This is a genomic window from Pseudomonas sp. PIC25 (assembly GCF_002286785.1).
In the GTDB taxonomy this organism is placed as follows: Bacteria; Pseudomonadota; Gammaproteobacteria; order Pseudomonadales; family Pseudomonadaceae; genus Pseudomonas_M.
Genome location: NZ_MUJY01000122.1, coordinates 78,967 through 99,799 on the forward strand (window position 1 = coordinate 78,967; position 20,833 = coordinate 99,799).

Annotated in this window: 11 protein-coding genes; 7 read left to right on the plus strand and 4 right to left on the minus strand. The window is 65.6% G+C overall.

The window, feature by feature from the left end; all coding sequences use genetic code 11:
* Window positions 1–28: 28 nt before the first annotated feature.
* The gene (gene glnE, locus BZL41_RS14940; RefSeq protein ID WP_095600024.1) at window positions 29–2,974 is read right to left on the minus strand and encodes a bifunctional [glutamate--ammonia ligase]-adenylyl-L-tyrosine phosphorylase/[glutamate--ammonia-ligase] adenylyltransferase; all 2,946 of its coding nucleotides are present in this window, start codon (window positions 2,972–2,974) and stop codon (window positions 29–31) included.
* A gap of 242 nt (window positions 2,975–3,216) precedes the next feature.
* Here glnE and aceE point away from each other — a divergent pair, with 242 nt between their 5' ends.
* Window positions 3,217–5,865, plus strand: coding sequence for a pyruvate dehydrogenase (acetyl-transferring), homodimeric type (gene aceE, locus BZL41_RS14945; protein ID WP_095600025.1), 2,649 nt, complete (start codon window positions 3,217–3,219; stop codon window positions 5,863–5,865).
* 11 nt (window positions 5,866–5,876) lie between these two features.
* Window positions 5,877–7,526, plus strand: a complete 1,650-nt coding sequence (gene aceF, locus BZL41_RS14950) for a dihydrolipoyllysine-residue acetyltransferase (RefSeq protein WP_095600026.1) — start codon at window positions 5,877–5,879, stop codon at window positions 7,524–7,526.
* A 102-nt stretch (window positions 7,527–7,628) separates the two neighbouring features.
* Here the strand turns inward: aceF and BZL41_RS14955 are convergent, their stop codons facing one another.
* Together BZL41_RS14955 and BZL41_RS14960 are read right to left on the minus strand one after the other, a co-directional pair.
* Window positions 7,629–8,012 carry a DUF3775 domain-containing protein gene (locus BZL41_RS14955; RefSeq protein ID WP_095600027.1) on the minus strand — a complete coding sequence of 128 codons (384 nt, stop codon included), beginning with the start codon at window positions 8,010–8,012 and terminating at the stop codon, window positions 7,629–7,631.
* Window positions 8,013–8,160: 148 nt separating this feature from the next.
* On the minus strand, window positions 8,161–8,691 hold the full coding sequence (locus tag BZL41_RS14960; RefSeq protein ID WP_095600028.1) for a hypothetical protein: 531 nt from the start codon (window positions 8,689–8,691) through the stop codon (window positions 8,161–8,163).
* Between the two features lie 77 nt (window positions 8,692–8,768).
* Here BZL41_RS14960 and BZL41_RS14965 point away from each other — a divergent pair, with 77 nt between their 5' ends.
* A complete protein-coding gene (locus BZL41_RS14965; RefSeq protein WP_095600029.1) occupies window positions 8,769–11,459 on the plus strand; it encodes an EAL domain-containing protein in 2,691 nt (896 codons plus the stop codon).
* Between the two features lie 150 nt (window positions 11,460–11,609).
* Window positions 11,610–12,254, plus strand: coding sequence for a peptide-methionine (S)-S-oxide reductase MsrA (msrA, locus tag BZL41_RS14970; RefSeq protein WP_095600030.1), 645 nt, complete (start codon window positions 11,610–11,612; stop codon window positions 12,252–12,254).
* 98 nt (window positions 12,255–12,352) lie between these two features.
* Here the strand turns inward: msrA and BZL41_RS14975 are convergent, their stop codons facing one another.
* Window positions 12,353–13,192 carry a 23S rRNA (adenine(2030)-N(6))-methyltransferase RlmJ gene (locus BZL41_RS14975; RefSeq protein ID WP_095600031.1) on the minus strand — a complete coding sequence of 280 codons (840 nt, stop codon included), beginning with the start codon at window positions 13,190–13,192 and terminating at the stop codon, window positions 12,353–12,355.
* A gap of 428 nt (window positions 13,193–13,620) precedes the next feature.
* Between BZL41_RS14975 and putA the strand changes: the two genes are divergently transcribed.
* From putA to BZL41_RS14990, 3 genes are all read left to right on the plus strand, one after another.
* Complete coding sequence (putA, locus tag BZL41_RS14980; protein ID WP_095600032.1) at window positions 13,621–17,592, plus strand: trifunctional transcriptional regulator/proline dehydrogenase/L-glutamate gamma-semialdehyde dehydrogenase; 3,972 nt, start codon at window positions 13,621–13,623, stop codon at window positions 17,590–17,592.
* A gap of 260 nt (window positions 17,593–17,852) precedes the next feature.
* Entirely contained in the window at window positions 17,853–19,655 is a 1,803-nt protein-coding gene (locus BZL41_RS14985) for an acyl-CoA dehydrogenase (RefSeq protein WP_095600033.1), read from the plus strand.
* Window positions 19,656–20,014: 359 nt separating this feature from the next.
* A partial coding sequence (locus BZL41_RS14990; RefSeq protein WP_305884106.1) for a potassium transporter TrkG occupies window positions 20,015–20,833 on the plus strand: 819 nt, incomplete at its 3' end.

Genomic DNA, 20,833 nt, shown 5'->3' on the forward strand with positions numbered 1-20,833 from the left:
AAAAAATTCGATTCATGCAGCCTGAATTCTAACCGAGTCCCAGTTCCCGCCAGATGCGCAGCACTTCGCGGCGCTCGGCCTGGAACTGGTCCCCGCTTACCACGCCCGGCTGTTTCTGCAGCGCCTGTCGGTGGGCCGCCGAACGGTAGGCCTTGTAGGCCTCCTGCAGGAGCTGGACATCCGCGCCGGGCAACAGGCCGGCTTCGCCGAGGCCGTCGAGGATGCGGATGTTGTCGGTGTAGCGCAGCAGCTCCGGATGCCGGTGCGACCAGGCCAGGGCCGCGTATTGCACCATAAATTCGATATCGACGATACCACCGGCGTCCTGCTTCAGATCGAACAGAGCCGAGGCTTCGAAAGCCTCTGCCGAGGTGCCGCCAGCCGTTTCCCGACTGCCCAGGTTGTCGCGCATCTTGGCGCGCATCTCGCTGACTTCGGTGCGCAGAGCCTCCAGCTCGCGCGGCCGGCCGAGCACAACGGCGCGAACCTGCTCGAACGCAGCCCCGACCCGCCGGCAACCAACCAGCACACGGGCGCGCACCAGGGCTTGGTGTTCCCAGGTCCAGGCCTCGTTCTCCTGGTAGCGCTGGAAGGCGCCCAGCGAGCTGACCAGCAACCCCGCTGCGCCACTTGGTCGCAGGCGCATGTCGACCTCATAGAGCTGCCCGGACGGAGTCTGGGTCGTCAGCAGGTGGATGATTCGCTGCCCCAGGCGGGTGAAGAACTGGGCACCATCGATGGGTTTGGGGCCGTCGGTCTCGGCCTGCGGATCGCCGTCGTGGATGAACACGAGGTCCAGGTCGGAGCCATGCCCCAGCTCGATCCCGCCGACTTTGCCATAGCCAACGATGATGAAATCCGGGTCGCACAGGCTGCCATCCGGCCGGCGCGGCGTGCCGTACTTGGCCACGCTCTGCCGCCAGGCCAGCGCCAGCACCTGTTCGAGAATCGCTTCGGCCAGCCAGGTCAGGTAGTCGCTGACCTTCATCAGCGGCAGGGTCCCGGCGATTTCCGACGCCGCCACTCGCAGCCCATGGGCCAGCTTGAAGTGCCGCAGCGCCTCCATCTGCTGTTCGAGGTCGTCCTCGGGGATACGCATCAGCCGCTCGCTCAGCTCGGCGACCAGCTCCGGCGCCTGCGGCGGGCTGTAGAGCCGTCCTTCGTTGAGCAATTCATCGAGCAATAAAGGAAAGCGCGTAATCTGCTCGGCGATCCACGGGCTTGCCGCGCACAGCATGAGCAGACGTTCCAGGGCGCCAGGGTTCTCGCTGAGCAGCACCAGATAAGCCGAACGCCGCGCCACCGCCTCAACGAGCGGCAGCACCCGTTCCAGCACCAGATCGGGCTCGCCGTGCTCCACCGCCATGGTCAGCAGGCGCGGAATGAAGGCATCCAACCGCTCGCGCCCCAGGCGCTGCATGGCCCGCACCTGCGGACCGTTGCGCAACCCGGCGAGGCGCTTCCAGGCCGCCGGCGCGTCGGCGAAGCCCGCCTCACTCAATTGGCGGCAGGCGGATTCTTCGTCCAGGGCTTCTTCCCACAGCGGCAGCCATTCGCTGCCCGGAGAACTTTCGCTCGGTGCGCCTTCCTCTTCATCGGGGTCAGCGATCACCTGACGGAAGTGCCAGTCGACCCGGCCCCGCCAGAATGCCAGCCGTTCGAGAAAGCTCATCCAGTCCGGGAAGCCGAGGATGCAGGCCACCCGCGCGCGGTCGAGGTCGCTGTCCGGCAACATTTGCGTCTGCCGGTCGGCGATGGCCTGCAAGGCGTGCTCGGTATAGCGGAGGAATTCGTAGCCGTCGCGCAGTTCGGCGACCACCGCCGGCGGCAGGTAGCCCTGCCCCTCCAGGGTCGCCAGCACCTTGAGCAGGGGGCGCTGCTGCAGGCTCAGGTCGCGCCCGCCATGGATCAGTTGGAACGCCTGGGCAATGAACTCCACTTCGCGAATGCCGCCGGAGCCCAGCTTGATATTCTCCGCCATGCCCTTGCGCCGCACTTCCTGCTGGATCAGCTGCTTCATATTGCGCAGCGCCTCGATGGCGGAGAAATCCAGGTAGCGCCGATAGACGAACGGACGCAGCAGCTCCAGCAACTGCTTGCCGGCCACCTGGTCGCCACCCACTACCCGCGCCTTGATCATGGCGTAGCGCTCCCAGTCGCGACCTTGGTCCTGGTAGTACTGCTCCAGGGCGCTGAAGCTGAGCACCAGGGCGCCGGACGAACCGTAAGGACGCAGACGCATATCGACGCGGAAGACGAAGCCATCCAGGGTGATGGCGTCCAGCGCCTTGATCAGCCGCTGGCCGAGCCGGGTGAAGAACTCTTGATTGTCCAGCGCACGCTTGGCACCGACCGTCTCGCCGCCTTCCGGATAGGCGAAAATCAGGTCGATGTCCGAAGACAGGTTCAGCTCCACCGCCCCCAGCTTGCCCATGCCGAGGATGACCATGTGCTGCGGCGTGCCGGAGCGGGCGCCGGTCGGTACTCCCGACTGTGCACTGAGTTGGTCGTAAAGCCAGCGATAAGCCAGGTCGATGCCGGCATCGGCGAGATCGCTGAGATCGCGGCAGGTTTCCTTGAGATCGGCCCGACGGGTGATGTCGCGCCAGATGATGCGTACCTGCTGGCGGGTCCGGTAGCGGCGCAGGCGGCGCGCCAGCTCGTTTTCGTCGACGCAGCCGTCGAGGGCCTCGACCAGTTGCTGACGCAGCTCGCCGGAGTTCAGCGAACGCTCCAATTCCCCCGACTCGGCCAATGCCAGCAGCATTTCCGGGTCGCGCATGGCCTGTTCGGCAACGAATTCGCTGTTCGCGCAGACGCGGCGAAAATCCTGTCGCCGCGCCTCTGGCCAGGCGGAGAAGTACCCGGCGGCTTCGGCGCCGAGCGCCTCGATCGCAGTCTGGAAGGAACGCTCGACACGATCGGCGAGGGGCAGCAGGGAGGCCGGCAGATCGACCGGCGAAGGCAGGCTCATGGTCTATCCTTTCGGGGCGCAAAACGGTGGGCCAGCCACATTTTTTCGCGGCTTCTGCCGCCCCGATTGTAGTTTTACTACTGATGAATGTGTCCGGACTGCTGAAACGGCCGTCAATTTGTAGTAAAACTACACGCGGCCGGTCCTACCCCCGGTTAATCCAAGAATTAGCCGCTGCACCCAAAAGGTGCCAGCGAACACTGGCTACCGATTCTGGAAGCCTTTCCGCCCTGGAGCAAGCCATGCAAGACCTCGATCCAATCGAAACCCAGGAATGGCTGGACGCCCTGGAGTCCGTTCTCGACCGCGAAGGTGAATCCCGCGCCCATTATCTGATGACCCGGATGGGTGAACTGGCCACTCGCAGCGGCACCCAGCTGCCCTATGCGATCACTACGCCTTACCGCAACACCATCCCGGTAACCCACGAAGCGCGCATGCCGGGCGACCTGTTCATGGAGCGGCGCATCCGCTCGCTGGTGCGCTGGAACGCACTGGCCATGGTGATGCGCGCCAACCTGCAGGACCCGGACCTGGGTGGACACATCTCCACCTTCGCCTCCAGCGCGACCCTGTACGACATCGGCTTCAACTACTTCTTCCAGGCCCCGACCGACGAACACGGCGGCGACCTGATTTACTTCCAGGGTCACGCCTCCCCCGGTGTCTATGCCCGCGCCTTCCTCGAAGGCCGCATCAGCGAAGACCAACTGAACAACTTCCGCCAGGAAGTGGACGGCAAGGGCCTCTCGTCCTACCCGCACCCCTGGCTGATGCCGGACTTCTGGCAGTTCCCCACCGTTTCCATGGGTCTCGGCCCGATCCAGGCGATCTACCAGGCCCGCTTCATGAAGTACCTGGAAGACCGCGGCTTCATCCCCGCCGGCAAGCAGAAGGTCTGGTGCTTCCTCGGCGACGGCGAGACCGACGAGCCGGAGTCCCTGGGCGCCATTGCCCTGGCCGGCCGCGAGAAGCTGGACAACCTGATCTTCGTGGTCAACTGCAACCTGCAACGCCTGGACGGCCCGGTGCGCGGCAACGGCAAAATCATCCAGGAACTCGAAGGCGTGTTCCGCGGCGCCAACTGGAACGTCAACAAGGTCATCTGGGGCCGTTTCTGGGACCCGCTGTTCGCCAAGGACGAAGCCGGCCTGCTGCAGGCCCGCATGGACGAAGTGGTCGACGGCGAATACCAGAACTACAAGGCGAAGGATGGCGCCTTCGTGCGTCAGCACTTCTTCGGTGCGCGTCCGGAGCTGCTGGAGATGGTCAAGGACCTCTCCGACGAGGAAATCTTCAAGCTCAATCGTGGCGGCCATGACCCTTACAAGGTCTATGCGGCCTACCACCAGGCGGTCAACCACAAGGGCCAGCCGACCGTCATCCTGGCCAAGACCATCAAGGGCTACGGTACCGGTGCCGGCGAAGCGAAGAACACCGCGCACAACACCAAGAAGGTCGACGTCGACAGCCTGAAGAAATTCCGCGATCGCTTCGATATCCCGATCAAGGACGAAGACCTGGAAAAACTGCCGTTCTTCAAGCCGGAAGAAGGCAGCCCCGAAGCCAAGTACCTGCGCGAGCGCCGTGCCGCCCTCGGCGGTTTCGTGCCGCAGCGCCGGACCAAGAGCTTCAGCATCCCGACGCCGCCGCTGGATACCCTCAAGGCCATCCTCGATGGCTCCGGCGATCGTGAAATCTCCACCACCATGGCCTTCGTGCGCATCCTGTCGCAACTGGTCAAGGACAAGGAACTGGGCAGCCGCATCGTCCCGATCATCCCGGACGAAGCACGTACCTTCGGCATGGAAGGCATGTTCCGCCAGCTCGGCATCTACTCCTCGGTCGGCCAGCTCTACGAGCCGGTGGACAAAGACCAGGTGATGTTCTACCGCGAGGACAAGAAAGGCCAGATCCTCGAGGAAGGCATCAACGAAGCCGGCGCCATGTCCAGTTGGATCGCCGCGGCGACCGCCTACAGCAACCACAACCAGCCGATGCTGCCGTTCTACATCTTCTATTCGATGTTCGGCTTCCAGCGTATCGGCGACCTGGCCTGGGCTGCCGGCGACAGCCAGGCACGCGGCTTCTTGGTCGGCGGCACCGCCGGCCGCACCACGCTGAATGGCGAAGGTCTGCAGCACGAGGACGGTCACAGCCACCTGATGGCGGCAACCATCCCGAACTGCCGCAGCTACGACCCGACCTATGGCTACGAGCTGGCGGTGATCATCCGCGAAGGCATCCGCCAGATGACGGAAGAGCAGCAGAACGTCTTCTACTACATCACCGTGATGAACGAGGCCTACGCCCAGCCGGCCCTGCCGCAGGGCGCCGAGGAAGGCATCATCAAGGGCATGTACCTGCTCGAGGAAGACAAGCGCGAAGCCGCGCACCACGTGCAACTGCTGGGCTCCGGCACCATCCTGCGCGAAGTGCGCGAAGCGGCGAAGATTCTCCGCGAGGAGTTCAACGTCGGCGCCGACGTATGGAGCGTCACCAGCTTCAACGAACTGCGCCGCGATGGCCTGGCCATCGAGCGCTGGAACCGCCTGCACCCTGGCCAGAAGCCGCGCAAGACCTATGTCGAGCAGTGCCTGAACGGCCGCAAGGGTCCGGTCGTGGCCTCTACCGACTACATGAAATTGTTCGCCGACCAGATCCGCCAGTGGGTCCCGAGCAAGGAATACAAGGTGCTCGGCACCGACGGCTTCGGCCGCAGCGACACCCGCAAGAAGCTGCGTCACTTCTTCGAGGTGGATCGTCACTGGGTCGTGCTGGCCGCCCTCGAGGCCCTGGCCGACCGTGGCGACATCGAGCCGAAAGTGGTGGCCGAGGCCATCGCCAAGTTCGGCATCGACCCCGAAAAACGCAATCCCCTGGACTGCTGAGGAGACGCATCGTGAGTGAGATTATCCGCGTACCCGATATCGGCAGTGGCGAAGGCGAGGTCATCGAGATCCTGGTCAAGGTCGGCGATCGCATCGAGGCTGACCAGAGCCTGCTGACCCTGGAATCGGACAAGGCCAGCATGGAAATCCCGGCGCCCAAGGGCGGCGTGATCAAGGCCCTGAAAGTGAAGCTGGGCGACCGCCTGAAGGAAGGCGACGAACTGCTCGAACTGGAAAGCGAAGGCGGCGCTGCCGCGGCCGAAGCACCGGCCCCCGCTGCCGAGACGCCGAAGCCAGCCCAAGCCGTCGACGAGGCCGAGGCGCCGACTCCGGCCGCAGCCTCCGAAGCCAGCGCAGGTGCCGAGAGCAGCCAGGAAATCCGCGTGCCGGACATCGGTTCGGCGGGCAAGGCCAAGGTCATCGAAGTGTTGGTCAAGGTGGGCGATAGCGTCGCCGCCGACCAGTCGCTGATCACCCTGGAATCGGACAAGGCGAGCATGGAAATCCCCTGCCCGCAGGCCGGCGTGGTGGAGAGCCTGTCGGTCAAGCTGGACGACGAAGTCGGTACCGGCGACCCGATCCTGACCCTGCGCGTAGCCGGCGCCGCCCCGGCGGCCAAGGCCGAATCCAAGCCTGCCGCCGCCCCGGCCCAGGCAGCGGAAGCCGCCAAGCCGTCCGCTGTGCCGGCAGCCGCACCGTCCGCCAAGGCCGAAGCACCGCAACCGGTCGGCGCGCCCAGCCGTGACGGCGCCAAGGTCCATGCCGGCCCCGCCGTGCGCATGACCGCCCGCGAGTTCGGCGTCAACCTGGCCGAAGTCACCGGCACCGGGCCCAAGGGCCGCATCCTCAAGGAAGATGTGCAAGCCTACGTGAAGGCGATGATGCAGAAGGCCAAGGAAGCGCCGGCCGGCGCGACCGGCGGCGCCGGCATCCCGCCGATCCCGGAAGTCGACTTCAGCAAGTTCGGCGAAGTGGAAGAAGTGGCGATGACCCGCCTGATGCAGGTCGGCGCCGCCAACCTGCACCGCAGCTGGCTCAACGTGCCGCATGTGACTCAGTTCGACTCGGCCGACATCACCGAGCTGGAAGCCTTCCGCGTTGCCCAGAAGGCCGCGGCGGAAAAGGCCGGCGTGAAGCTGACCGTCCTGCCGCTGCTGCTCAAGGCCTGCGCACACCTGCTCAAGGAGCTGCCGGACTTCAACAGTTCCCTGGCTCCCAGCGGCAAGGCCGTGATCCGTAAGAAGTACGTGCACATCGGCTTCGCCGTGGACACCCCGGACGGCCTACTGGTCCCGGTGATCCGCGACGTCGACCAGAAGAGCCTGTTGCAACTGGCCGGCGAGGCCGCGGAGCTGGCCGAGAAGGCCCGCACCAAGAAGCTCTCCGCCGATGCCATGCAGGGCGCCTGCTTCACCATTTCCAGCCTCGGCCATATTGGCGGCACCGGCTTCACGCCGATCGTCAACGCGCCGGAAGTGGCGATCCTCGGTGTGTCCAAGGCGACGATGCAGCCGGTATGGGACGGCAAGGTCTTCCAGCCGCGCCTGATGCTGCCGCTGTCGCTGTCCTACGACCACCGCGTGATCAACGGCGCCGCCGCGGCGCGCTTCACCAAGCGCCTGAGCGAACTGCTGGCGGACATCCGCACGCTGCTGCTGTAACGCACCGGGCAACCCAAGGGTTGCCCGGTATCGAATTCGAGCACGCCACGCTCGTTCCTCGGCCCCGCCACTTGGCGGGGCTTTTTTTGAATGACATGCGGATCATTCGCACTCATACCCCTGCAAATCGAGGGCATCCGTCAGATGCTCCGCGAGGTACGGATGGGCGATGAGGTATTCGGCCGTTCGGGTATTCCAGCTCTCGCGCGCCTCCTGCAGGAGCGCCGTCCAGTCCTCGAGGTCACCGTCGCCTCGCCCCAGCCACAGCAACGCCACGACTTGTTGCTGCTGGTCCGGCTCCAGATCCTCGATGATCGACTTGAACTCCTGGAAGACCTCGTCATCCGCATGGTCGGCGAGCACCTGCAACGCCCAGTCGTCACTGGGGCTGGTCGGTTCCTGGGGAAAGACCACGACGTCCTTGGCATGGAACGCGCGGGCCAGCGCGATAAGTCTGCAAACGGTATCGGGATTGACGTCCAGCATGATGCGCCCCTTTTCGGCAGCGACATTCGTCTATAAAGAATAGACCCGCCGCTGCGTCATCCGCAGGCGGTGCACGGCTCCGTTCCGAAGCCCGATTCCATACCGTTGAAGGACACTGGCCGCCCAATCGATGAGGCGGCCGGCTCGGTCAGCCCTTCTGCACGTTGCGGATCAGGAACGACAGCGCCTTGGCCAGCTCGGCGGCGCCATTATGATCGCGAAGGATGGTCAGCCAGGGGCTGCCGTCGGCGGGGTTGAGCAGCACGCAGGAAACACCGTTGTGCGGGCAGTCGTAGCGAATGAAGGGATCGACGCCGAATACCGACAGTCGCGTATTGCGCACCGCCACCTGGCCGCCCTCCGCCGCCCTGGACTCCTCGCGCACCATCAGCTCGCCGGGCGCGCCGAGGCTGAGACGGTACAGCAGGTCCTGGCGACCGGGCTGGCCGACCTGGTAGCCCGCCCGCAAGGCGTAGGTCTGCAGCAGGTCGTTGCAGTGCGCGAGGAGCGCCTTGCGCTCGTCGTCGGTCAGGTAGAGCCGTTTGATTTCCGCCAGGTAACGCGCCGGCTCATCCCCGCTGAGCGCGGGCCCCGTTTCGGCGGAATGGGCCGGAATAGAGCCGAATAGTGCCGTAATGAGGAATAGTCCACCGAGTCGCCTTGTCAGTCTCCGCCGCATGATGCACCCTTGCCGAACGCGATAGTGAAGAGGGCCGAGGCCCGAACTCGGTCAGCATACTGGAAGCGAGTCGCCCGATGAAAAGCCATCCCGATGCCGCCAGCCGTTCGGCGGCCGAGGTTGTGACGCAGTTGCCAGTCCCTTCGAGACTGGGTCTGCTGCGCTTCGAGCGACTGAACGAAGCCAGCTGGACGCTGCTCTACCTGGACCCCGCCTGCGAACGGCAACTGGGTCTGCCTGCCGGCGACCTCTGCTCGCTGATCGGCACCCCCTACGCCAGCCTGATGGAACCCGCCGAACGCTACCGGCTGCACGATGCCATCCAGCAGCAGCTCAGCGCCGGCCCGCATTATCTGGTGCAATACCGGCTGCACACGCCCCACGGCTCGCTCAACCTGCTGGAGCTGGGCGAACCCTTCCAGCAGCACGGCCGCCAGTTGCTGCGCGGCTATCTGCTGGTGGCGGATGATTCCCTGAGCCCCGAGGAGCTGCAGCGGCAGATCGAACGGCAAGACGAGACCAGCCGGATCGAAGCCACCCTGGAACTCTACCAACTGTCCCAGGAAGACCATCTGAAACACCTGGCCCGCTCCCGCGCACAGCAAAACCTGATCCTGCGCCTGGCGCGCCACCGCTACCAATCCGACGACCCGCTACGCGAAGCCGCCGAGCTGATCACCCAGGCGGCCAGCGAAGCCTATGACGTGGCCCGCGCCGGCATCTGGCGTCTGCAAGGCGAGCACATGGAGCCGGTGGCGCTCTATCGCCAGGACCTCGCCCGCCACGAGCCCGGCGAAACCATGGACGTCGGGCGCTACCCGCTCTACCTGGAAGCGCTGCACAGCGGTCGCGCCATCGATGCCCATAACGCCGCCCGCGACCCGCGCACCAGCGAGCTGAGCGCGGACTACCTGCAACCCATGGGCATCACCGCCATGCTCGATGCCAGCATCCGCGTCGGTGGCGAGGTGGTCGGTGTACTGTGCCTGGAACATACAGGCACGCCGCGCATCTGGCAGACCGACGAGATCGCCTTCGCCGGCGAACTGGCCGACCAGTACGCCCAGGTGCTGGTCAACCAGCAACGCCTGCATGCCACCGGTACGCTGCATCTGTTCCAGCGCGCCGTCGAGCAGAGCGCCAGCGCCTTCATGCTGGTCAACCGCGAAGGCGTGGTCGAATACGTCAACCCGAGCTTCACCGCGATCACCCAGTACAGCGCCGAAGAAGTGCTCGGCCGCCGCCTGGCCGAACTGCCAGCGGTGGAGAACCTCAGCGAATTGCTGTTCGACGCCCGCTCCAGCCTGGCCCACGCCAACAGTTGGCAGGGCGAGTTCCGCAGCCGACGCAAGGACTTCGAACCCTACTGGGGACAGTTGTCGATCTCCAAGGTGTTTGGCGAGCACGGCGAGCTGACCCACTACATCGGCATCTACGAAGACATCACCGAAAGCAAGCTGGCCCAGCAACGCATCGAACGACTGGCCTATACCGACAACCTGACCAGCCTGGACAACCGCCCTGCTTTCATCCGCCGCCTGGAAGAGCGCTTCGCGGAACACCGCGACACCCCGGTCAGCCTGCTGCTGGTGGACATCGACAACTTCAAACGGATCAACGACAGCCTGGGCCACCAGATCGGCGATAAGCTGCTGATCGCCCTGGCCCGACGCCTGCGCAACAGTCTGAGCCCGAACGGCAATCTGGCACGCTTCGCCAGCAATGAATTCGCCGTGTTGCTCGAAGATACCGGCCTCGAGGCCGGGCAGATGGTCGCCAGCCAGGTGCTGAATACCATCGGCAAGCCTCTGTTCGTCGAGAACCAGTTGATCAGCGTCACCGGCTCGGTCGGCCTGGCCAGCGCACCGCTGCACGGCCAAGACCCGCAGACCCTGATGAAGCACGCCGGCCTGGCGCTGCACAAGGCCAAGGCCAACGGCAAGCATCAGGTGCAGGTGTTCACCGAGGCCCTGAACGCCGAAGCGAGCTACAAGCTGTTCGTCGAGAACAACCTGCGCCGCGCCCTGACCCAGAACGAACTGGAAGTCTTCTATCAGCCCAAGCTGTGTCTGAAGAACGGCCAGTTGATCGGCATGGAGGCGCTGCTGCGCTGGAACCATCCGGAAAAGGGCATGATCCGCCCCGACCAATTCATCGCCGTGGCCGAGGAAACCGGCCTGATCATCCCCATCGGCAAGTGGGTTCTGCGCCAGGCCTGTCGGATGAGCAGACAACTGTCTGCCGTCGGCCTCGGCGAATTGCAGGTGGCGATCAACCTGTCGCCCAAGCAGTTCTCCGACCCGGACCTGGTGGGCTCCATCGCCGCCATCCTCCACGAGGAACAACTGCCGCCGGCGCTGTTGGAACTCGAACTCACCGAGGGGCTGCTGCTGGAAGCCTCCGACGACACCCGCCAGCAGCTCAACCGCCTGAAGAGCCTGGGTCTGTCTCTGGCGATGGACGATTTCGGGACCGGCTATTCGTCGCTGAGCTACCTGAAGAAATTCCCCATCGACGTGATCAAGATCGACCGCAGCTTCATCAAGGACATTCCCGACAGCCAGGACGACAAGGAAATCACCTCGGCGGTGATCGCCATGGCGCACAACCTGCGCCTGAAGGTGGTTGCCGAAGGCATCGAGAGCGCCGCCCAACTCAACTTCCTGCGCCGGCAGCAGTGCGATGTCGGCCAGGGCTACCTGTTCGACCGCCCAATCTCAGGCCGCGACCTGATCGACAGCCTGCGCCGCTATCCCTGCCGGAGTTGAGTGCGTCTTCATGTGGGGGTAGATGAATTCGCCCCCACGCACAAGCGGTTTCCGGCCGTGACGGGCACACCGCACTCAAACGGTTGCCCGGCCGGGCGCTTGCTTGTAGCGTGGAACCCCACGCTTGACGCTACGCTGGCCGGAGGCCCCATGGTTCTACGTTCGCAAATCCTCGCCCACAAACTGGAGCTGCCCACCGCCGAACAAGCCCTGCCCGGTCGTGATACACCCATGCCCGTGCCGGAAACGCACTTCGTCAATGGCAATCCACTGCAACCGCCCTTCCCCGCCGGCCTGCAACAGGCGGTGTTCGGCCTCGGCTGTTTCTGGGGTGCCGAGCGGCGTTTCTGGCAGCAACCCGGCGTCTGGACCACCGCGGTCGGCTATGCCGGCGGTGTCACGCCGAACCCGACCTACGATGAAGTCTGCTCCGGCCTGACCGGGCACACCGAAGTGGTGATGGTGGTGTTCGATCCGCAGGTGACCAGCTACGAGGCCCTGCTCAAGGTGTTCTGGGAAGCGCACAACCCAACCCAGGGCATGCGCCAGGGCAACGATGTCGGTACCCAGTATCGCTCCGCTATCTATACCTTCGATGCTGCCCAACGCGCCGCCGCCGAAAGCACCCGCGAACGCTTCCAGGCCGAACTGGCCAAGGCCGGCCTGGGCGAGATCACCACCGAAATCGCCGACGCCCCGCCGTTCTATTACGCGGAGGCCTACCACCAGCAGTATCTGGCGAAGAACCCCAACGGCTACTGCGGCCTGGGCGGCACCGGCGTATGCCTCGGTTAGAGTAGCGGCAAGCTTCAAGCCGTAAGCTGCAAGACAAGAGCAGCTCCGCAGACCGCCTTTAGCTTGTCGCTTGCAGTTTGAAGCTTGCCGCTGCTTTTTCAGGCTTCATCGATGATCCAATCGAGCCGCCAGTCGCCGCGGGTCTGTGCCAGGGCCTCGGCCAGCCAGGGCAGCAATTGGCGCAGCTCGTCTTCAAGCCCCCACGGCGGGTTGGCGATGGCCAGGCCGGAACCATTGAGGCCAAGGGTGTTGTCGGGGGCATGGACCATCAGTTCGGCGCGCAACAGCTTGGGGGCGCCGGTTTTTTCCAGATCCTGATAGAAACGCTTGAGCTGGCGCTGGTCCTTGATCGGGTACCAGATCGCCACGATTGCCTGGCGCATGCGGCCGATGGCCTCTTTCATCGCCTGGGCACAGCATTCCAGCTCGTCGACCTTTTCGAAGGGCGGGTCGATCAGCAGCAGGACCCGCTTTTCCCGGGCCGGCAACAATGCGCGCGGCACGTGCCAGCCCTCGCCCAGGTGCACCGCGACACGCCGGTCGCCGGCCATGTTCTCCTTCAACAGCCGGCCATCCTCGGGATGCTTCTCGTTGAGGTGCAGGCGATCCTGCTCGCGGGTCAGTTGGCGCGCCAGTTCGGGCGAGCCAGGATAGAAGCGCAACGAGCCGTCGGCATTCAGGGCCTGGATCACGCCCAGGTAATCGGCCATGACCTCCGGCAGGTCCTGGCGCTCCCACAACCGTCCGATGCCTTCCTGCCATTCGCCGGTACGACTGGCCTGGTCGCTTTGCAGGTCATACAGACCGACACCCGCATGACTGTCGAGGTAGGCGAACGGCGCCTCCTTCTTTTTTAGCAGCGCGATGATGCGGGCCAGGGTCTGGTGTTTCAGGACGTCGGCATGGTTGCCGGCATGGAAGGCGTGGCGGTAGTTCATGGCAGGGCTCCTCGAAGGGCGGAGTGTACCGGCTTGCCCGACCCCGGCACAGCGCTTGCTTTCCCCCTCCGGGAGACATCCAGGCGGGCGGGATTCGGGAATTTGCTACACGCAGGGCGTAACCCGGGTGTAGACCGGTTGCACCCGACCAGATCACCGAGGCTTCCATCAGCGCAACCAGGTCCAGAAAAGTTGCACCTCGGCATTTCGCCAGCCCCATCTGCCCCGTTTTGCAGCGCAATACGAGGGCTGTTGTCCGGAATGCGCAGCGAGCATGCAGTCGCACGACCGTTCAGCGGAAACCCTCCGAAATGCTCCTGGGCTCCGCGAAAAATGCGGGTTGCACCTAGTTGCACCCTTAAACGGACATCGCTACTCTTCGCGCTGGCTGACGCCGTGACCAAGCGGTTTTATTGAGGATAAGAAACATGGCAACCACCACGACCCTCGGGGTCAAACTCGACGAAGCGACCCGGGAGCGGCTGAAGGAAGCGGCGCGCAAGATCGATCGCACGCCCCATTGGCTGATCAAGCAGGCCATCTACAGCTACCTGGCGACCCTCGAGAGTGGCGTCAGCATGCCCGAGCTGGAAGCCATCGCCACGCGCCTGGCCGAAGGCGACAACGAAGCCGTCGAGGCACTGGTGGATCCGGGCTTCCAGCCCTTCCTCGAATTCGCCGAAAGCATCCTGCCGCAATCCGTGCTGCGCGCCGCCATCACCGGAGCCTACCGCCGCCCCGAGCAGGAAGTGGTGCCCATGCTGCTGGAACAGGCGCGTCTGCCGGCCGAACAGGCCGAAGCCACCCAGAAGCTCGCCCAGCGTATCGCCGAGAAACTGCGCAACCAGAAGAGCGCCGGCGGCCGCCAGGGCCTGGTCCAGGGCCTGCTGCAGGAATTCTCCCTCTCCTCCCAGGAAGGCGTGGCCCTGATGTGCCTGGCCGAAGCCCTGCTGCGTATCCCGGACAAAGGCACCCGCGATGCCCTGATCCGCGACAAGATCAGCACCGGCAACTGGAGCCAACACCTCGGCCAGAGCCCGTCGATGTTCGTCAACGCGGCTTCCTGGGGCCTGCTGATCACCGGCAAGCTGGTGTCCACCCACACCGAGGCCGGCCTGTCCAACTCGCTCAACCGCATCATCGGCAAGAGCGGCGAACCGCTGATCCGCAAGGGCGTGGACATGGCCATGCGCCTGATGGGCGAGCAGTTCGTCACCGGCGAAACCATCGCCGAAGCCCTGGCCAACGCCAGCCGCTATGAAGCCAAGGGCTTCCGCTACTCCTACGACATGCTCGGCGAGGCCGCGCTGACCGAGGAAGACGCCCAGCGCTACCTGGCCTCCTACGAGCAGGCCATCCACGCCATCGGCAAGGCCTCCCACGGCCGCGGCATCTATGAAGGCCCCGGAATTTCCATCAAGCTGTCCGCCCTGCATCCGCGCTACAGCCGCGCCCAGTACGAGCGGATGATGGACGAGCTGTACCCGCGCCTGCTCAGCCTGACCGTCCTGGCCAAGCAGTACGACATCGGCCTCAACATCGACGCCGAAGAAGCCGACCGCCTGGAAATCTCCCTCGACATGCTCGAGCGCCTCTGCTTCGAACCGCAGCTGGCCGGCTGGAACGGCATCGGCTTCGTCATCCAGGCCTACCAGAAGCGCTGCCCGTACGTCATCGACTACGTCATCGACCTGGCCCGCCGCAGCCGCCACCGCCTGATGATCCGCCTGGTGAAGGGCGCCTACTGGGACAGCGAAATCAAGCGCGCCCAGGTGGAGGGCCTGGAGGGCTACCCGGTCTACACCCGCAAGGTCTACACCGACGTCTCCTACATCGCCTGCGCCCGCAAACTGCTGGCCGTGCCGGAAGTCATCTTCCCGCAGTTCGCCACCCACAACGCCCACACCCTGTCGGCCATCTACCAGATCGCCGGGCAGAACTACTACCCGGGCCAGTATGAGTTCCAGTGCCTGCACGGCATGGGCGAGCCGCTCTACGAGCAGGTGGTCGGCCCGGTTTCCGAAGGCAAGCTGAACCGCCCGTGCCGCATCTATGCCCCGGTCGGCACCCACGAGACGCTGCTCGCCTACCTGGTGCGTCGCCTGCTGGAAAACGGCGCCAATACTTCGTTCGTCAACCGCATCGCCGACCAGTCCATCTCCATCAAGGAACTGGTCGCCGACCCGGTGCCGACCATCGAGCAGATGGCCATTCAGGAAGGCCAGCTCGGCCTGCCGCACCCACGCATCCCGCTGCCGCGCGACCTGTACGGCAAGGCGCGGATCAACTCCAGCGGTATCGACCTGGCCAACGAACACCGCCTCGGCTCGCTCTCCAGCGCCCTGCTGACCACCGCCCACGCCGACTGGAAGGCCGCGCCTATGCTCGGTTGCGAGAGCAGCAACGGCGTCGCCGTGCCGGTACTCAACCCGGCGGACCACCGTGACTTGGTCGGCCACGTGCAGGAAGCCAGCGTCGAGGACGTCAACAACGCCCTGCTTGCCGCCCTCGCCGCCGCCCCGATCTGGCAAGCCACCCCGCCGGCCGAGCGCGCCGCCACCCTGGATCGCGCCGCCGACCTGATGGAAGGCCAGATGCAGACCCTGATGGGCCTGCTGGTGCGCGAAGCCGGCAAGACCTTCGCCAACGCCATCGCCGAAGTCCGCGAGGCCGTGGACTTCCTGCGCTACTACGCCGCCCAGATTCGCGCCGACTTCTCCAACGACACCCACCGCCCGCTGGGCCCGGTGGTCTGCATCAGCCCGTGGAACTTCCCCCTGGCGATCTTCAGCGGTCAGGTCGCCGCCGCCCTCGCCGCCGGCAACACCGTGCTGGCCAAGCCGGCCGAGCAGACCCCGCTGATCGCCGCCCAGGCCGTACGCATCCTCCTCGACGCCGGCATCCCGGCCGGCGTGCTGCAACTGTTGCCGGGCCGCGGCGAGACCGTCGGCGCCGCCCTGGTGGGCGACGAGCGCGTCAAGGGCGTGATGTTCACCGGTTCCACCGAAGTCGCCGGCATCCTCTCGCGCAACGTCGCCGGACGCCTCGATGCCCAAGGCAGGCCGATCCCGCTGATCGCCGAGACCGGTGGGCAGAACGCCATGATCGTCGACTCCTCCGCCCTGGTGGAGCAGGTGGTCACCGATGTGGTCGCCTCCGCCTTCGACAGTGCCGGCCAGCGCTGCTCCGCGCTGCGCGTGCTGTGCGTGCAGGAAGACGTGGCCGAACGCCTGATCGCCATGCTCAAGGGCGCCATGGCCGAATGCCGCCTGGGCAACCCGGACCACCTGGGCACCGACATCGGCCCGGTGATCGATGGCGAAGCCAAGGCCGGCATCGAGCGCCACATCCAGGCCATGCGCGAAAAAGGCCGCAGCGTCTACCAGAACGCCCGTCTGGAAGGTGATGCGATCCGTCGCGGCACCTACGTGACGCCGACCCTGATCGAGCTGGAAAGCCTGTCCGAGCTGGAACGCGAAATCTTCGGCCCGGTGCTGCACGTGGTGCGCTACAAGCGCAAGGACCTCGGCGCCCTGATCGAGCAGATCAACGCCACCGGCTACGGCCTGACCCTCGGCGTGCATACCCGCATCGACGAGACCATCGCTCAGGTCGTGAGCAAGGCCCACGCCGGCAACCTCTACGTCAACCGCAACATGGTCGGCGCGGTGGTCGGGGTGCAGCCGTTCGGCGGCGAGGGACTCTCCGGCACCGGTCCGAAGGCCGGCGGCCCGCTGTACATGTACCGTCTGCTGTCGACCCGTCCGGCCGATGCCATTGCCCGCGGCTTCGCCCACAGCGATGCCGAGACCCCGGCGGACGCCCAACTGCGTGCGGTCCTGCAGCTGGATAAGCCCCTGGCAGCGCTCAAGTCCTGGGCACAGAGCAACGACCAGCAGGCCCTGGCTGCCACCGCCGACGCGTTCTCCTCCGCCTCGCAGAGTGGCATGACCCGCCTGTTGCCCGGCCCGACCGGTGAACGCAACACCTACAGCCTGCTGCCGCGCGAACGCGTGCTGTGCCTGGCCGAGACCGAGCAGGACCTGCTGACCCAACTGGCCGCCTGCCTGGCGGTCGGTAGCAAGGCGCTTTGGGCCGAAGGCGAGCTGACCCGCGGTCTGGCCAAGCGCCTGCCGGACGAGGTCAAGGCGCGCATCGAGCTGGTGGCCGACTGGCAGAAGGACGAGGTGCGTTTCGACGCGGTGCTGCACCACGGCGACTCCGACCAGTTGCGTGCGGTCTGCCAGCAAGTGGCCAAGCGCTCCGGCCCGATCGTCGGCGTGCAGGGCCTGTCCCAGGGCGAAACGGCGATCCCGCTGGAGCGCCTGCTGATCGAACGCGCCCTCAGCGTCAACACCGCCGCTGCCGGCGGCAACGCCAGCCTGATGACCATCGGCTGACGTCCGGTGCCCGCCCCGGTTGCCGCCGGGGCGGCACCACGCCGCGCAGCGTGATGAACGTGGGCTACCCGCCCGGCACGGCGCTCTTCCTCTCTCGCGTCTGCGGACGCACTGCCACGAAGGTGGACGAAGGCGAGGCCACAAGCCCCGCCTTTCGCTTTTCTGCGCCCCGGCTTTTCAGGCTTTATCAAGCGCATGGATGGTGCTGGGCACCCATCATTCAGCGGGACTAGACTCGGACATCCCACGGAGGAACGTCCATGTCCGAAACCCTGCTCAGCTCCCGCAACCTGGCCTTCGAACTCTACGAAGTGCTGGACGCCGAAGCCCTGACCCAGCGCGAACGCTTCGCCGAGCACAGCCGCGAAACTTTCGACGCCGCCCTCGGCACCGCCCGCGGCATCGCCGAAAATCTCTTCGCGCCGCACAACCGCAAGAACGACGAGAACGAGCCGGAGTACGTCAACGGCGAGGCCCGCCTGATTCCCGAGGTGAAGCCAGCGGTGGACGCCTTCCTCGAGGCCGGCTTCCTCAACGCCACGCGCACCTTCGAACAAGGCGGCATGCAGTTACCCAACCTGCTCTCCCAGGCCTGCTTCGCCCACTTCCAGTCGGCCAATATCGCCACCTCGTCCTACGCCATGCTGACCATGGGTGCGGCCAATCTGATCGAAGCCTTCGGCAGCGAAGAGCAGAAACAGCGCTTCCTCCAGCCGATGATCGAAGGGCGATTCTTCGGCACCATGGCCCTGACCGAGCCCCATGCCGGCTCCTCCCTGGCGGACATCCGCACCCGTGCCGAACCAGCCGGCGACGGTACTTACCGGATCAAGGGCAACAAGATTTTCATCTCCGGCGGCGACCATCCGCTGTCGGAAAACATCGTGCACATGGTCCTGGCCAAGCTGCCGGACGCCCCGCCCGGCGTGAAAGGCATCTCCCTGTTCATCGTGCCCAAGTTCCTGGTCAACGACGACGGCAGCCTGGGCCAGCGCAACGACGTACTCCTGGCCGGCCTGTTCCACAAGATGGGCTGGCGCGGCACCACCTCCACCGCACTGAACTTCGGCGACAACGGCGAGTGCGTCGGCTATCTGGTGGGCAAGCCGCATCACGGCCTGGCCTACATGTTCCAAATGATGAACGAGGCGCGCATCGGCGTCGGCATGGGCGCCATCATGCTCGGCTACGCCGGCTACCTCTACTCGCTGGAGTATGCCCGCGAACGCCCCCAGGGCCGCCTGCCGGACGGCAAGGACCCAACCTCCAAGCCGGTGCCGATCATCCAGCACGCCGACGTGCGGCGCATGCTGCTGACCCAGAAGGCTTACGTGGAAGGCGCCTTCGACCTCGGCCTGTACGCTGCCCGCCTGTTCGACGACACCGAGACCCTGCCCACCGAAGACGAACGCAAGCAGGCCCACGAACTGCTCGACCTGCTCACCCCCATCGTCAAATCCTGGCCCTCGGAGTTCTGCCTGAAGGCCAACGAACTGGCGATCCAGATCCTCGGCGGCCACGGCTATACCCGCGAATACCCGGTGGAGCAGTACTACCGCGACAACCGCCTCAACCCGATCCACGAAGGCACCCACGGCATTCAGTCCCTCGACCTGCTCGGCCGCAAGGTGGCGCAGAACAACGGCGCCGGTCTTAAGCAACTGACCCGGCTGATCCAGGATTGCTGCCGCCGCGCCGCCGAACACCCGGCGCTGGACGCCCTGCGCCAGCCACTGGAACACCTCCTGGCGCGCCTCTCGACAGTGACCCTGGCCTTGCTCGGCGACCTCATGCAGGGCCAGGTCAACCAGGCCCTGGCCAACTCGGCGCTGTACCTTAAGGTATTCGGCCACGCCGTGATCGGCTGGCGCTGGCTGGAACAGGCCATCCGCGCCGAACAGGGCTTGGCCGGCGGCAACCCGGCGGACGCCGACTTCTATAAGGGCAAGCTCCAGGCCGCGCGCTACTTCCTCACCTGGGAAGTCCCGTCCTGCCACCACGAGCTGGCCCTGCTGGAAGCCCGCGATCCGACCTGCCTGGAGATGCAGGACGCCTGGTTCTGATTACCTGACCCAGCGCAGCGTATGCAGGCCGGTCGGAGAACCGCACAGGGTTTTCCACCGGCCACGCCGTTACTACTGACATCGTGCAAGGGTGGTAGCCCGGCTCACAAAGGCACACCGGCCAGGCCAGGGCCTGCCTCGCACGGCCCGCCACAGCCCGCCACAGCCCGCGAAGATAACAATGAACCCTGCCGATAAACCTCGCACGATTCCACCCCTGCGACAGACTGCCAATACCCGCCGCCCTGGTTGAACTGGAAAGTTCCGGCGCCTATGCTTCCCAGCTTCCCGGAAGTATCGCCCTCACCATGACCCCTTCCGCTCGCCGCCCCTCCTCAGCGCCATCCGCGACGAGGCAGATGAAACCTCTGCTCCACCCCGCCCGGGCCGTAGCCCTGGCCTTCCTCACCGTGATCCTGATCGGTACCGCCGTCCTGATGCTGCCCATTTCCCAGGCCGAGGGGCAGGCCGCGCCCTGGACCGTCGCGCTGTTCACCGCCGTGTCGGCGGTCTGCGTGACGGGGCTGGTGGTGGTGGACACGGGGACCTACTGGTCGATGTTCGGCCAGTCGATGATCATGCTGCTGTTCCAGCTCGGCGGCTTCGGCATGATGACACTGGCCACCGTGCTGGGCCTGCTGGTCAACCGGTCGTTCCGCCTGCACACCAAGCTGATCGCCCAGGCCGAATCCCGCACGCTGGGGCTGGGCGATCTCTCCAGCGTCGCCCGGCTGGTGTTGACGGTGACGGTGGCGATCGAACTGAGCGTGGCGCTGCTGCTGATGCTCCGGCTTCACCTGGCCTACGGCCTTCCCTGGGGCGAGGCAGCCTGGAGCGGGCTCTTCCATGCCATCTCCGCCTTCAACAACGCGGGCTTTTCCATTCACGCCGACAGCCTGATGCGCTACGCCACCGATGCGCTGGTGCTGCTGCCGGTCATGGCCGCCATCGTCATCGGCGGGGTCGGGGTTTCCGTGGTCAGCGACCCCCGCAACAAAATGCGCGATCCCCCCCCCCGGTGCCCACCCACCCAACAGACCCTCCCCGGCGCCCCCAGCGGGGTCTGTTGGGTGTGTGGGGACCGGGGGGGGGGACCGCGCAGTTTGTGGCGCGGGTCGCTGATCCGGGAAAACCCGATCCCGCCGATGACGATGGCGGCCATGACCGGCAGCAGCACC